We start from the raw sequence: 13,652 nt of genomic DNA, 5'->3' as shown, positions 1-13,652 counted from the left end.
TAATTTCCTTGTTTTTGACTGTTATTGGGTTTTGTTGTTTTGAATTTTGATGTTATTGGCTTTGTTGTTATTGGTTTTTTCGTTTTGAATGAGCGCGATGGCTATCTGCCCAAGAGCCAAACCACCATCGCCGCAAGAGTAGTATTGATGTTCAAGCAACTGACATTCAGACCCCAGCTGCGCTTTCAGTAATGAGGTCAGCAGCGCGTTATGAAAAACGCCGCCGGTCAGCACCAGGTGATTAATTTGCGTCTGGCGCTTTGCACGCCTTACCAGTTCCGCCAGGGCAACGGCTAACGCCAGATGAAAATTGTAGGCGCGCTCAGCTTTGCTGCCTTTGTGCTGTAACCAGGCCGGCCAGAAGGCGGCAAGGTTAAGGCTCAACCCATCAACAGGAATCGTTAACTCCGTGGCCAAACGCCTTTGAGCCGCACTGGCGAGCGATTCCAGCTCGCAGGCTGCCTGCCCTTCATATTCAATCTGCTCAGCGGCAATGCCAAGTGAGGCCGCGACTGCATCAAACAGACGGCCAGCCGAACGCACGCTATGGCTATTCAGGCCACGCGCCATCGAGATATCGAGCTGCTTCAGAGGTTTGCCGGGCAACAGTAGGTTGAGTTTCGCTTCACTAAGTTGTGGCATAAAGGTGCGCAGGTGGGCATAGAAGCTGCGCCACGGCTGTCTGGCCGCGGTATCACCGCCCACCAACGTGACCGCCGGTAAACCGCCCAGCACCCGGTAACCCTGATAGTCGGCAACCACCAGTTCGCCGCCCCAAAGCTCGTTATGATCACCGTAGCCGAGGCCATCGAGCGCCAGCGCCAAAACCTGGCCCTGATCGGCCCGCCAGCCATTCTCAACCAAACAGCTGGCGATGTGGGCGTGATGGTGCTGCACCTCAACAATTGGCTGCTCTGCGCTATCAGAGTGTTGATGATCCAGAAGCGCCCGTTGGCGACTGAAATAACCGGGGTGGCAATCGACAACGCGCTGACGTACCGGCAACTGATACAAATTCAGATAGTGCGCAATGGCCGCTTTAAATTGCTGTTGGGTTTCCAGATTCGCCAAATCACCCAAGTACTGGCTGACGATAATCTGCCGCCCCTTACCGATGGCAAAGGCATTTTTCAAATCGCCACCGTAGGCTAAATAACCTTCGGCGTCGGGAAAGTCTTCGGGCAGGTTCAGGGCATCGGGCGTTAAGCCACGCGAGCGGCGCAGCACCTCAACCTGACCCTGTTCAGAGACCCGCATCAGCGAATCATCACAGCGCTGCACAATGGAGCGGTTGTGCAGCACGAAGCTGTCGGCAATAGCACTGAGCTGGTTCAACGCTGTGTTGTTATCAAGCGCGGGCGGCAGGCCGCTGCCATTGCCCGAGGTCATCACCACCGGCTTTTTAAAGTAGTGAGCAATCAAATGCTGCAACGGGTTCGATGGTAACATCACTCCAACTTCAGCCAGGTTCGGCGCAAGGTTTTGGGCGATGTCGCTGTTCGCTTTTGGCGTTAGCAGCACGATGGGGGCAATACGGCTCTGCAGTAACGCCTGTTGCCCGGCATGCACAACTGCGAATTGTTTTACCGCATCAATATTCGCCGCCATCACCGCCAGTGGTTTGTATTGACGCCGTTTGCGCTCTCTGAGTAACTGAACGGCCGCGGCGTTGGTAGCATCACATGCCAGATGAAAACCGCCCACCGATTTAATCGCAACAACTTGCCCTTGTGCTAAAGCCGCTAACGTTTGCGTTAGCCAATCTTCCGTTATTTTTTCGCCCGCGGCATTCACCATCCAGACCATTGGCCCGCAGTTTTCACAGGCAACCGGCTGGGCATGGTAGCGGCGGTCGGCCGGGTTTTTAAATTCAGCGGCGCACGCCGGGCACAGCGGAAAATTTTTCATCACCGTGTTGGCTCGGTCATACGGCAGCGCCTCAATAAGGGTAAAGCGTGGCCCGCAGTGTGTGCAGTTGATAAAGGGGTATTGGTGGCGTCTGTCGGTGCTGTCCAGCAGTTCCGCCAAACATTCCGGGCAGGTGGCAGCATCGGGCACCACCTGGGTATCCATCTTCGACGACTGTGACACCGCAATGCTGAAGCCCGCCGGCGGTTGCGGCCAATCATAAGAACGCACGTCGATAGAATCGATACGCGCTAAGGGCGGCAACTGTTGCTGCAGTGCTTGTTTGATCAGCGCCAGGTTTGCCGTCTGATCAACGCGAATCATCACACCTTCGCCGCAGTTCAACACCTCACCTTTAAGTTGCAGACGCTCTGCCAGTTGCCAGACGAATGGTCGAAAGCCAACGCCCTGCACCTTACCCTTAACCTGCAACTCGAAACCCTGCATCCGTGAGACCTCAGCAAATTCTGGGCATGGGTTCGCTGGTTGGCAGATCCAACCAACGGCTGCCACCGAAGGTATTTTTAATGGTCACCTGACCGCTGCTGTTCACATCCCCCATCAACGCGGCGGACGTGCCTCCGGGCAGTTTGCGCAAGGCGCTCAGGGCGGCTTCAGCAGCCTGCTCGGCGACCACCGCCACCAGCTTACCTTCGTTAGCGAAATTCACCGCTTCCAGACCCAGCAGCTCACAGATGCCACGCACTTCTGGCGTCACCGGTAACGCGGCTTCATCAATCTGGAAGCCACAGCCGGAGCTTTTGGCAAACTCGTGCAGCACAGCATTGACGCCGCCACGGGTTGCATCGCGCAACGCACGTACACCGGCAATCGGCCGCAATGCCTCAACCAGCGGGTACAGGTGCTGACAGTCACTGCGCATGGTGCCATCCAGCCCCAGGCCTTCGCGCAGGTTTAAAATGGTGGCGCCGTGATCGCCCAGCGTGCCAGAAATAATAATGCGGTCGCCCGGCTGAATCTGTTTGGCCCCCCACTGAATGCCCGGCGGGATTACGCCTATGCCACTGGTATTAATAAAGACTTTATCGGCCGCACCTTTCGGCACCACCTTGGTATCGCCGGTGACAATCTGGATGCCGGCTTCATTCGCAGCGTTTGCCATCGAGACGACAATGCGCGCCAGCGTTGCCAGCTCCAGACCTTCTTCCAAAATAAAGCCGCACGACAAGTACAGCGGTTTCGCGCCGCTCATGGCGACGTCATTAGCCGTGCCATAGACGGCAAGCTTGCCAATGTCGCCGCCGGGAAATTCGATCGGGTCAATCACGAAGGAGTCGGTCGAAAAGGCCAGCTCGCCGCCCATTTCGGCGAGTGCTTTAAGCGGTAGCCGTGCCTGATCTTCCTGCTGACACAGGGTGTCATTTTTGAAGTGCCGCATGAACAGTTCATCGATCAGCTTCTGCATGCTCTGGCCGCCACTGCCGTGGGCCAGGGTCACTCTCTCAGTCACCGGGTCAGTCATTGGCCCTCTCCTGTCGGTACAGTTCGGTAGTGATAGTAGGCAGCGCAAGCGCCTTCAGATGAAACCATCAACGCGCCTATTGCATTTTGCGGCGAACAGGGCTTGCCAAACAGCGGGCAGTCGGTCGGTTTACAGCGGCCGGAAAGAACGTCACCGCAGCGGCTGCCTTCCGGGTCACAGGCACTCACCTGTTGCGGCTGAAAATAGGCTTCGGCGTCAAAGGCGGCATAGGCATCGCTCAGTGCAATGCCGGAACCTTCGATCACGCCCAGCCCGCGCCATTCACTCTGTTGTTTGCGGCTATAGACTTCGGCCATCGCCTTCAAGGCATTAGGGTTGCCATCATCAGCAACCACGCGCGAATACTGGTTTTCAATTTCACAACGGCGTTCCTTGAACTGCACAAGCAACATCAGCAACGCCTGCAACATATCGAGCGGTTCAAAGCCGGTAACGACGCAGGGCTTGGCAAAGTCATCCACCAGCGGCTGGTACGGTTTGGTGCCAATAATCATCGACAAATGCCCGGGCAGCAAAAAGCCATCGATGCGCACATCGTCCTGATTCAGCAGTGCGGTGAGCGTCGGCATGATGGTGATGTGCTGGCAGAAAATTTTAAAGTTGGTCAGCCCCAATCGCTGTGCCTGCTGAACGGTCATGGCCGTTGCCGGCATGGTGGTTTCAAAGCCGAGGGCAAAGAAGACCACCTGTTTATCCGGGTGTTTTTGCGCCAGCTCCAGCGCATCCATCGGCGAATAGACCATGCGTACATCACAGCCGCGCGCTCTGGCATCGAGCAAAGAGCCTTTTGACCCGGGCACGCGCATGGCATCACCAAAGGTACAAAAAATAGTTTCGGGCTGTTCGGCAATGGCAATGCATTGATCCAATCGCGATTTCGGCAACACGCAGACCGGGCAGCCCGGCCCGTGCACAAACTCAATATCATCAGGCAACAGCTGCAAAATGCCGTACTTAAACAGGGTATGGGTGTGGCCGCCACAGACCTCCATCACCTGCAATGGCTTAAGTGCGTCTGGCACGTCGGCCAGGGTTTTTTCTATCTGAGCTACCAGCGCTTTGGCGAGCGTTGGATCGCGAAACTCATCAACATACTGCATCAGGCGCCTCCTTCAGATGCGTCAACATTGCCAGCATCCAAGTGGCTACGCTGACTGAAATCATCCAGTTCGTGTTCCAGCGCCTGCATAGATTCCAGTGCGGCCAGGGTTTCTTTGGCCTGCGCTTCATCAATCACGCACATGGCAAAACCGACATGCACCAGCACCCATTTGCCCACCAGTTCATCAGTTGCGCCATTGACCACACAGCCCAGGTTAACCTCGCGCTTAATGCCGCTCACCTCAACATGGGCGAGCAAACCTGCTGCATCGGTTATTCCGACGACCTTTCCCGGCACCCCTAAGCACATAGCTATCGCTCCGCCAACCAGTCTAACCACGCCTGCATGCCCTCGCCCGTGGTGGCCGAAACCAGCAGTGGCTGAATCTTTGGATTAATACGCTTGGCATTGGCAACGCAGGCATCAAGATCAAAATTGAGGTGCGGCAACAGGTCAATTTTATTGAGGATCATCAGGTCGGCATCGGCAAAAATATCCGGGTACTTCAGCGGTTTGTCCTCGCCTTCGGTGACCGAAAGAATGGCCACCTTATGGCTCTCACCCAAATCAAATGCAGCCGGGCAAACCAGGTTGCCAACGTTTTCGATAAACAGGGTACTGCCCTGTTCCGGAATCAGGCGGCCGATAGCCTCGGCAATCATCTGCGCATCCAGGTGACAGCCCTTACCGGTATTAATCTGAATGGCTTTAGCGCCGGTTTCCCGAATGCGGTCGGCATCAAAACTGGTCTGCTGATCACCTTCAATCACCGCGCAGTGGTCGGTATTAAGAAGCTTCAGTGTTTCGGTTAACAGCGTGGTTTTACCGGAGCCCGGGCTTGAAACCAGGTTCAGAGTTTTGATATTCCGGCCACTGAGAAATTCACGGTTCTTCTCAGCAATGGCATCGTTTTTTGCCAGAATATCTTGCTCAATCTGTACCATGCGGCTTTGTGTCATCCCCGGGGCATGAGCACGCGCTGGCCCCTGACCAAAGTGCAAATCCTCGCCCTGCTGTTCCGGCTTAAAGGCCGCTTCGTGGTCGTGGTGATGACTGTGCTCATGACTAGGCTCATGGGAAGGGTCGTGCGAATGACGGTGCCCATGATCATGCGAGTGGCCATGATCGTGTGAATGGCTGCGGCCCGCCTCTGCGACCCCGGCCTGATAGTGAATATGAACCGGCCCATAGTAATGATGATGGTGAACAACCGGCTCATGACTGGCGTGATTGTGTTCATGGTTATGGTCATGGTCATGGTCATGGTCATGGTCATGGTCGTGATGATGATCGTGGGCGCGCTCGCCCCCTTCAATGGTTACGTTACCGGCTGCGCAGCCGCATGTGGTACACATTAGTACACCTCCAATTCTTTAATTCTTAATTCATCGCCACCCCTGCTTTGCACGCTAAAGCCGTTGCAGATAGGGCAAGGGTCGAATCGATCGGAAATATTCACCTCTTGCTGGCATTCAAAACACCAGCCTTTACCGGGCAACTCAAGAACCTCCAGCTTTGCGGATTCAATAAGGGTGTTGCGGCAAACAATATCGAAGCAAAATTTCAGCGCGTCGATTTCAATACCGGCAAACGGGCCCACCTCAATAAAAACGGTTTTTACCCGGTTAAATTTTTTTGTTTTTGCCTGCTCCTCAATCACTTGGATCAGGCTTTCGCAAATAGACATCTCGTGCATAACTTAATTCTTATTCTTGTGTTTTGTATGAACGGAAAACTCGACGCAGGGGTCGATTGCCCAAACCAGCAAGCGCACCCATTTAACATCGCCCTGCGGCAGCTTCTGGCCCAACAGCGCTTGCTCAACCAGCCCACCCGGGCGGAACAAACGGTCCGTTGGTGCATCCAGCTGATAGTCAGTAATAACCCCCTGGCGATCTAACCTTATTTTGTGATTAAGAGCGCCGCGTGATGCCTCTGCCCGGCCCTGCGTTTTTGCTGCTGCGATATGTGGTTCAATGCACACCGAGGCCAGCTCAAGCAGCCGGGCAAGGGTGCGAGTGGCAATGCTCGCGCCCAATTGCTTTTTGGCCTGCTGCAACAGTGGGTGCTGCTGGCGCAGCATCGCACCGGTTTCATCCGTTGTGCTCAACGCCTCGTTTGCACCGAAGGTTTTTACCTCATCGGCCAACAGCGCTTGCAGCAGTTGAGCATAAGGCGATTGGTTGTGGCTCCAATCCACCAAGCCCGGCCAACTGAGTGCAAGAAATTCCGCCGGAGCCATGCCAAACAACTGCGCAAGTTTTTGCGAAACTGCCGGCCAGAGGGTTTCATCCAGCGGTTGCAGTTCCGTGGCGTTTAGCATCGCCAACGTGAGCGCGGGCTGGTGCAGGTGTTTAAGCAACAGCCGGGTTAAATCTAAACTGGGCTGCATCGCAAATTGCTCGCCAAATAATTCGCGCTCCATCTGCCATAGCTGCCAGCTGTGTTCTTTTAGCCACTCCAGAGCGCAGCGTTCGCCGCAAACACGCTGAAACTGAGCGGACGGTTCAAGCTGTTTTTGTTTTGCAATGGCACCCACTGCAGCCACCTGCTGTGCCTGGGAGCACAAAAGAAAAAGCTTCGGAATGCGCTCCAGTGCTTGCTCCGGCGAAAGCCCGGTGAACAAGCCACCTATATTTTTCGGCCGATGGTTTTCAACCGCCACTGCCGAGACAGCGCCGTCACGGTCGAACTCCAGCTGAACACGGATATGGCCTGCAGAAGGGGCACAGGTTGTTTCGGCATTAGAAGAAAGACTCACAACACTCCACCCTCATTTAACATGAACCAGCCCCTACAGTGCGGATTGCTTCATCATCCCACCCAACAGGCGGCGACGAGACTCATCGACTTCAGTCACATTTACGGCCGGAAGCGCCGTCATCAGGCGGCTTAAATCTCCCGCCAGTTGCAGCCCGGCTTTCTGGCCCGGAATATCTTTAACCGGTGAGCGCACACTGCAGGCCAGATACTGGCCCAACGCCTGATGCTCACCCACGATAAAAGTATAGTCGTTGGATGGCAGCTTCAGGCCAATCTTCTCGCCCACGGTAAACGCCTGCCAATGGCGGTCTGGCCCGGGCAGCAGCATCAGGTTTAAGGCCCACGGGGTCAGCAGTACACCCAGCCAGTCACCTTCAAACAGCGTAAAACCCACGGCAGAAACACGGAGCCTTTCATTAATAAAGGGCAGACCGACCATCTGCTCTGCGTGAATCTGGTTAAAGGTCGCCTCAATCAGCGCGCTGGGGTTTTCAGTAAAGTTCTGCGGCACGGTGGTAATCCCCCTCTTCGATGGCGGCAATCAGCGCCAATGCTTTTTGCGCCTGTTCGGGCTCTATCTTTTCAACCGCAAAACCGCCGACCTGCACCAGCAGGTAGTCATTAATACTGGCGGTTTCTTCCAGCATCATCAGGTTTATTTGCTGCTCTTCGCCGCGCGACAAAACCCGTGCCGTAAGCCCGTCTTCACTGACGCTGATAACCCTAACCGGAACACCTATACACATGTTGCCTCCGCTTTGGCTCGCGGCGTTACGGCCAGTGTCGCCAGGTGCGCCAGCAGCGCTTGCTTCATTGCCGGAACGGCACGGCTGACGGTGCTGGTCATATCCAGCCCGGGGTCGACCGATTCCGGAACCACACCGACGAGAAAAATATTCTGCGGCGATTCGTCCGTCAGTTTCAGGGCACCGAGCAAATCACAGAGCCCGAGCTGATGCGGCGAGACTTTGTTATTAAACAGCGCCGGAACTTCGTTATCTTGCAACGTAACGACCGTACCGGGCGCATCCCCGGTGAGCACTGCATCGACAATCAATACATGCTCGCGGCTGGCGATAAAATCGAGCAGCTCCATGCCTGCGGTGCCGCCATCCACCAGCTCAACGCCGGGCGGAAAGTCATAGTCCCGTTCCAGCTGATTGACGATGTGAACACCGACAGATTCATCGCTGAGCAGTAAATTGCCGACGCCAAGGATGAGAATATCTGGCTGTTTCATCAGAGAATCTTCACCTGTGTGACGTCCGTCCCCCGGGTATCGACAATGTGCACCGCACACGACATACAGGGGTCGAAGGAGTGAATGGTGCGGATCACCTCCAGCGGCCGCTCCGGGTCGGCGATTGGCGTACCGATCAGTGAATGCTCATACGGCCCCAGCTCATCATTGCTGTTGCGCGGGCCAGAGTTCCAGGTGGAGGGCACCACCGCCTGATAGTTCTCGATCTTGCCGTCTTTAATCACAATCCAGTGCGACAGCAGTCCTCGCGGCGCTTCATGGAAGCCCACACCCTTGACAATACCGTCAGGGAATTCCGGCTTCACATAGGTGGTGGTATCGCCCGTGGCGATGTTATCCACCAGCGCCTGCCATTCCTGATGCAATACATCCTTCAGTACCCCGCAGCGCACCGCCCGTGCGGCATGACGCCCGAGCGTTGAGTGCAGGTGTTTAATCTCCGGTTGAATGCCGGTTAAGGCTTCAAAGGCGGCCAACACATCGTTCAGGTGTTTGGTGGTACTTTCATCACCGGCGGCAACGCCACACAACACCTGCGCCAACGGCCCAACCTGCATCGGTTTACCGTTGAAGGTCGGCGCTTTTACCCAGGAATACTTGCCGTCGTCTTCAAAGCCGGTGTAGTCCGGGTTGGTCATGCCATCCCAGGGGTGGAACGGCCCCTCTTCTTTGTACCAGGCGTGCTTGCTGCTCTCGGCGACACCGTTCACCAGGAACGGATCATCGTGGCGGGTAATCGGCTTGAAGGTAGAGAGATCGCCGTTTTCAATATAGCCGCCCGGCATCCGAAAGCGGCCGCCGGTGCCATCGGTTGGCAGATCCGGGATCGACAGATAATTCGTCACCCCTTCGCCAATGCTGAGCCATTCCGGGTAGTGCGCGGCCACAATGGCAACATCGACCTTATAAACCTGCTCAATAAACTCATCGAGCTGATCAATAAAAGATTTAACGTACATCAGGCGCTCATGGTTGAGCACCCCGATGCCATCCAGATTAATCGGGTTGGCAACGCCGCCAACGGCCAGGTTTTGAATGTGCGGTGTTTTACCACCGAGAATGGCAACAATGCGGTTGGCATTGCGTTGATACTCCAGCGCCTGCAGGTAGTGCGCCACGGCAATCAGGTTCACCTCCGGCGACAGCTTCATCTCTTTATGGCCCCAATAGCCGTTGGCGAAAATACCCAGCTGGCCGCTGTCGACCAGCCCCTGCAGCTTAGCTTTCACCTTGGTGAATTCCTGCGCGGAGTTGAGCGACCAGGTTGAAAGCGGCGCGGTGATTTCGGCGCATTTGGCCGGGTCGGCCTGCAGTGCCGAGGTTACATCCACCCAATCCAGTGCCGAAAGCTGATAAAAGTGCACTACGTGATCATGAATGCTGTGCGCCGCCGCAATCAGGTTACGGATATGCTGGGCGTTGACCGGTATATTCAGATTCAGTGCGTGTTCCACCGCGCGTACCGAAGCAATGGCGTGAACCGTGGTACAAACACCGCAGATGCGTTGTACAAAGGCCCAGGCATCTCGCGGGTCGCGCCCTTTCAAGATTTCTTCCATACCACGCCACATGGTGCCGGAAGACCAGGCGTTGACGACCTTGCCATCTTCAATTTCGCAATCGATGCGTAAGTGGCCTTCAATGCGGGTGACTGGATCAATAGTAATACGTTGAGTCATGGGTATATCCCTTAATTATTTTTATTCGCTCAGGCCACTCAGCCCTGTTCAGCACGATTGAATTCATTAATACGGTTGGTCGTTGCCGCGCCGGGTAAAATAGGCAGCAGCTTAATCAGCAGGATGTAAGCAACGATTTCGATTGCCACCAGGCCGAACGAAAGCAGCACCTCTTCAATCGACGGGAAGTACTGATAACCATCCCCCGGGTGGTAGGCGACAATCGACAGATCGATCCGGTACATGGCCGCACCCACCAGCAGGCTGACGGCCGCCATAAACAGCAGCGGGCCATTTTTACGGATGCGCTTAATAAAGATCACCGGCCAGGCAATCAGCGCCAGCTCGGCAATAAACAGCCAGCTGTAGATATCCCCTTCGAACACATACGCCCACTTGTGACTGATGTTGACGGCGTGCAGGCGCAGAATAATAAACATGCCCACCAGCACCTGAATAAAGGCGGTCAGCCGGTTCATCAGCGGGCGTTCGTCGGGCACCCGCTGCTTCAGGCCGGCGGTGACCAGCGCGCCTTCAAAGATGACGATGGAGCAGCCCATAATCAAAGCACCCAGCAGCGAGAACACCGGCAGGAATTCCCAGCTCTGCCACAACGGGTGAATCTTATGCCCGGCAGAAACGAACAATGACCCCATCGAAGATTGGTGCATCGTGGGCAATAAGGCCCCCAGCGCAATCACCGCAAACAGAAATTTATTCAGTACGCGTAGCGGTATTTTCAGCCCGAAGCGTTCCAGCATGGCCGGTGCGAACTCCATCACCAGCACCAGGATGTAAACGGTCATACAGGCGGCGGTTTCAAACAGCACCGAGTTGGCGTTGAAGTAACCGGGAATGTAGAAGTACGGCAGGTTCCACCAGCGGCCCATATCCATCATGATGGAAAGCCCACCGAGCGCATAACCAAACAAGCTCGCCAGCAGTGCCGGGCGCACCAGCGGATGGTATTCGCCCTTGTTAAACACATAAACCAGCCAGGCCAGCGCCCAGCCGCCACAGGCAAAGCCGGTTCCGACCAGCAGATCGAAGCCGATCCAGATACCCCAAGGGTAACCGCCGTTGAGGTTGGTGACATCTTCAAGCCCCAGGATCAGGCGCTTAAAAATAACGATGACACAGAGCAGTGCAAAGAAGCTGAAGAAAATAACCGGCTTGGTTAACAGCCTTCCGCCAAGCGGCCGAATGTTGGCATGATCACTCATGATGACCTCCGTTGCCCTTGTCGTTCTGGTGCTTGTTCTGGTGCTTGTTCTGGTGACTGTTCTGGCGATTGTCCTTATCGTCTTCAGCCGCATCGTCGGCCTGAAACATATTCTTACGGGTCAGGTAGGTCAGCCCCATCAGCGCAGCAAACGGCAAAATCATGCCCTGATAGAGGGTGTGCTGAATGGTCTCGGAGCGGGCGCCATAGGATTGATCCGGTAAATCCGGCAGGCCCAATTTTTCATGCGGTAGCCCGGCCAGCACCAGCACCTGCGTGCCGCCACCTTCGTGCTCGCCATAAACCTTGGGGAAGTACTCTGGAATCGCCTTCTCGTGTTCACGACCGGCGGTCAGGGTTTCTCTGGGGTAGTTGTAGGTATCGCCGGCGTTCATCGCCAAACGACGCTTCGCCTCGGCGAGCAATTCGTCACGCTTGCCAAAAATGATCGCGCCGGTCGGGCACACCTCTACGCAACCGGGCAGCAGCCCGTTACTGATGCGCTCAACACCGGGCTGATTACACAGCTCGCATTTCTGGATTTGGCCGAATGGGTCGTGATACTCGTATTTCGGCACATTATACGGGCAGGCCACCATGCAGTAGCGGCAACCGGTGCAGATATCCGGGTCGTTAGACACAATGCCGGTGACCGGGTCTTTGGTCATCGCCGATACCGGGCACACTGACACGCAGTTTGGATCAACGCAGTGCATACACTGGCGCTTGATGTAGGCAAAGCCATCCTGCTCGCGGTCTTTCACACTGCCATCACCGCTGTCGTAACGGCGGATTACGTTTAATGCATAGGGCGACAGCTGGCTGTTCATTTCCCATTGGGCTTCGCCCTCCGGGTTTGGTGCCATATGGTTGACCTCTTTGCACTTCACAACGCAGGCCTGACAGCCAACGCAAAGCGTTGAGTCATAGAGCATGCCGATGGCATCGGGCGAGGCCGGGTGCGACTGCCGCGCTTCAACCGCAGTGCCGCTGGTTGCGATCACCGCGCTGCTGCCGGCCAGTTTGATAAAATCACGACGCTTCACGAGTCCTCCTCAAGGGTTCGAATAGAGGAAGGCACAGAAGAGCTGGTTTCACGGGTTTGCGCGCGGGAGAGTTCACGAACGGTCATCAGGCTGACACCCGCCAACAGGCCACCGATGCCACCGAGCAAGGCCGCAGCCCCGGCAGAGCCATCGTTACCCACCGCCTTGTTCACTTCGGGCAACATCTCTGGTGGGCGCGCCAGGGTCACGTTGGCCAACTGATGAATGCCCTTACTGAAACCCACATCCTTTTCATTACAGCCGATGCAGGGGTGGCCAATACCCACGGGCCAAATGCCACCACCGACATCGCAAAACTCCAGCGTTGAACAGTTGCCGTAGGTTTCCGGCCCTTTACAGCCCAGCTTGTACAGGCAATAACCCTGGCGATGACCGTCATCGCCAAACTCTGTGGCAAAGCGGCCGGCATCGAAGTGCGGGCGGCGTTCACAGTGCTCATGAATCAGGCGGCCATACGCAAACTTCGGCCGGTTTTTGTCATCCAGCGCCGGCAGCTTGTTGTAAGTCAGCAGGTGCGCAACGGTGGCTAAAAAGTTATGCGGGTTTGGCGGGCAACCGGGAATATTGACGACCGTTTTACCCGGCAGAATATCCTGCAGCGAGCGGGCATCGGTAGGGTTAACCCCGATAGAGGCAACGCCACCCCAGGAAGAACAGGAGCCAATGGCAATAATTGCCGCTGCGCCTTCGGCCGCTTCTTTAATGTGGTCGATAATCGGCTTGCCCGCTACCATGCAGTAAATGCCGCCATCTTTCACCGGAATGGAACCATCCACCACCAGCACATACTGGCCGTGATACTGTTCAATGGCGCGATGTTTATTGGCTTCCACCTGATGGCCGGCGGCTGCGGAAAGCACCTCGTGGTATTCCAGCGAGATCATATCGAGGATCAGATTCTCAATAGTCGGGTGCGTTGAACGCAGCAGCGATTCGGTGCAACCGGTACACTCCTGTGCGCCAATCCAAATGACGGGTGGCCGGGTCTTTTTGGTCAGCGCATCGGCTACGGTTTGTGCCGCACTGGCGTGAGAAATTCCCATCGTCGCGGCCAAACCGGCGCAAAATTTCATAAAGGTACGTCGGGTAACACCGTGCTGTTCCAGGGCATCAAAGGCATCCATCGCTTCTCTTCCTGTTATTGAA

At 55.7% G+C, this 13,652-nt stretch carries 14 protein-coding genes; all 14 read right to left on the bottom strand.

Annotated features, from left to right (window positions below):
• Positions 1-21: 21 nt before the first annotated feature.
• From hypF to hybO, 14 genes are read right to left on the bottom strand one after another with little or no spacing between them, the layout of a single operon-like run.
• Positions 22-2,355 carry a carbamoyltransferase HypF gene (gene hypF, locus BCF53_RS17215; RefSeq protein ID WP_132703663.1) on the bottom strand — a complete coding sequence of 778 codons (2,334 nt, stop codon included), beginning with the start codon at positions 2,353-2,355 and terminating at the stop codon, positions 22-24.
• A gap of 10 nt (positions 2,356-2,365) precedes the next feature.
• A complete protein-coding gene (gene hypE, locus BCF53_RS17210) occupies positions 2,366-3,391 on the bottom strand; it encodes a hydrogenase expression/formation protein HypE (protein ID WP_132703661.1) in 1,026 nt (341 codons plus the stop codon).
• Positions 3,388-4,512: a hydrogenase formation protein HypD gene (gene hypD, locus BCF53_RS17205; RefSeq protein WP_132703659.1), complete on the bottom strand. Its 1,125-nt coding sequence runs from the start codon at positions 4,510-4,512 to the stop codon at positions 3,388-3,390. The genes hypE and hypD overlap by 4 nt, the downstream gene beginning before the upstream one ends.
• On the bottom strand, positions 4,512-4,823 hold the full coding sequence (gene hypC, locus BCF53_RS17200) for a HypC/HybG/HupF family hydrogenase formation chaperone (protein ID WP_132703657.1): 312 nt from the start codon (positions 4,821-4,823) through the stop codon (positions 4,512-4,514). Before hypC ends, hypD begins: the two co-directional genes overlap by 1 nt.
• A 2-nt stretch (positions 4,824-4,825) precedes the next feature.
• Positions 4,826-5,869, bottom strand: coding sequence for a hydrogenase nickel incorporation protein HypB (gene hypB, locus BCF53_RS17195; RefSeq protein WP_132703655.1), 1,044 nt, complete (start codon positions 5,867-5,869; stop codon positions 4,826-4,828).
• On the bottom strand, positions 5,869-6,210 hold the full coding sequence (hypA, locus tag BCF53_RS17190; protein ID WP_132703653.1) for a hydrogenase maturation nickel metallochaperone HypA: 342 nt from the start codon (positions 6,208-6,210) through the stop codon (positions 5,869-5,871). The genes hypB and hypA overlap by 1 nt, the downstream gene beginning before the upstream one ends.
• 3 nt (positions 6,211-6,213) lie before the next feature.
• Positions 6,214-7,275, bottom strand: coding sequence for a hypothetical protein (locus BCF53_RS17185; RefSeq protein ID WP_132703651.1), 1,062 nt, complete (start codon positions 7,273-7,275; stop codon positions 6,214-6,216).
• Positions 7,276-7,308: 33 nt separating this feature from the next.
• Complete coding sequence (gene hybE / locus BCF53_RS17180) at positions 7,309-7,788, bottom strand: [NiFe]-hydrogenase assembly chaperone HybE (protein ID WP_165901968.1); 480 nt, start codon at positions 7,786-7,788, stop codon at positions 7,309-7,311.
• Positions 7,769-8,023, bottom strand: coding sequence for a HypC/HybG/HupF family hydrogenase formation chaperone (locus BCF53_RS17175; protein WP_132703647.1), 255 nt, complete (start codon positions 8,021-8,023; stop codon positions 7,769-7,771). Before BCF53_RS17175 ends, hybE begins: the two co-directional genes overlap by 20 nt.
• Entirely contained in the window at positions 8,014-8,517 is a 504-nt protein-coding gene (locus BCF53_RS17170; RefSeq protein WP_132703645.1) for a HyaD/HybD family hydrogenase maturation endopeptidase, read from the bottom strand. Before BCF53_RS17170 ends, BCF53_RS17175 begins: the two co-directional genes overlap by 10 nt.
• On the bottom strand, positions 8,517-10,217 hold the full coding sequence (gene hybC, locus BCF53_RS17165; protein WP_132703643.1) for a hydrogenase 2 large subunit: 1,701 nt from the start codon (positions 10,215-10,217) through the stop codon (positions 8,517-8,519). The genes BCF53_RS17170 and hybC overlap by 1 nt, the downstream gene beginning before the upstream one ends.
• Before the next feature lie 38 nt (positions 10,218-10,255).
• Positions 10,256-11,440 (bottom strand): Ni/Fe-hydrogenase cytochrome b subunit, encoded by a 1,185-nt coding sequence (hybB, locus tag BCF53_RS17160; RefSeq protein ID WP_132703641.1) that lies wholly within the window; start codon positions 11,438-11,440, stop codon positions 10,256-10,258.
• A complete protein-coding gene (gene hybA, locus BCF53_RS17155; protein WP_132703639.1) occupies positions 11,433-12,485 on the bottom strand; it encodes a hydrogenase 2 operon protein HybA in 1,053 nt (350 codons plus the stop codon). The genes hybB and hybA overlap by 8 nt, the downstream gene beginning before the upstream one ends.
• The gene (hybO, locus tag BCF53_RS17150) at positions 12,482-13,630 is read right to left on the bottom strand and encodes a hydrogenase 2 small subunit (RefSeq protein ID WP_132703637.1); all 1,149 of its coding nucleotides are present in this window, start codon (positions 13,628-13,630) and stop codon (positions 12,482-12,484) included. The genes hybA and hybO overlap by 4 nt, the downstream gene beginning before the upstream one ends.
• Positions 13,631-13,652 lie beyond the last annotated feature (22 nt).

This window comes from Reinekea marinisedimentorum, assembly GCF_004341165.1.
Taxonomy (GTDB): domain Bacteria; phylum Pseudomonadota; class Gammaproteobacteria; order Pseudomonadales; family Natronospirillaceae; genus Reinekea; species Reinekea marinisedimentorum.
The sequence above is the reverse complement of the archived record's forward strand: the minus strand, read 5'-3'. Positions and strand labels throughout refer to the sequence as shown.

What these genes read in the sequence shown, in the direction of transcription:
- hypF (WP_132703663.1), bottom strand. Translation starts at nt 2,355, where the DNA reads ATGCAGGGTTTCGAGTTGCAGGTTAAGGGTAAGGTGCAGGGCGTTGGC.
- hypE (WP_132703661.1), bottom strand. Translation starts at nt 3,391, where the DNA reads ATGACTGACCCGGTGACTGAGAGAGTGACCCTGGCCCACGGCAGTGGC.
- hypD (WP_132703659.1), bottom strand. Translation starts at nt 4,512, where the DNA reads ATGCAGTATGTTGATGAGTTTCGCGATCCAACGCTCGCCAAAGCGCTG.
- hypC (WP_132703657.1), bottom strand. Translation starts at nt 4,823, where the DNA reads ATGTGCTTAGGGGTGCCGGGAAAGGTCGTCGGAATAACCGATGCAGCA.
- hypB (WP_132703655.1), bottom strand. Translation starts at nt 5,869, where the DNA reads ATGTGTACCACATGCGGCTGCGCAGCCGGTAACGTAACCATTGAAGGG.
- hypA (WP_132703653.1), bottom strand. Translation starts at nt 6,210, where the DNA reads ATGCACGAGATGTCTATTTGCGAAAGCCTGATCCAAGTGATTGAGGAG.
- BCF53_RS17175 (WP_132703647.1), bottom strand. Translation starts at nt 8,023, where the DNA reads ATGTGTATAGGTGTTCCGGTTAGGGTTATCAGCGTCAGTGAAGACGGG.
- BCF53_RS17170 (WP_132703645.1), bottom strand. Translation starts at nt 8,517, where the DNA reads ATGAAACAGCCAGATATTCTCATCCTTGGCGTCGGCAATTTACTGCTC.
- hybC (WP_132703643.1), bottom strand. Translation starts at nt 10,217, where the DNA reads ATGACTCAACGTATTACTATTGATCCAGTCACCCGCATTGAAGGCCAC.
- hybB (WP_132703641.1), bottom strand. Translation starts at nt 11,440, where the DNA reads ATGAGTGATCATGCCAACATTCGGCCGCTTGGCGGAAGGCTGTTAACC.
- hybO (WP_132703637.1), bottom strand. Translation starts at nt 13,630, where the DNA reads ATGGATGCCTTTGATGCCCTGGAACAGCACGGTGTTACCCGACGTACC.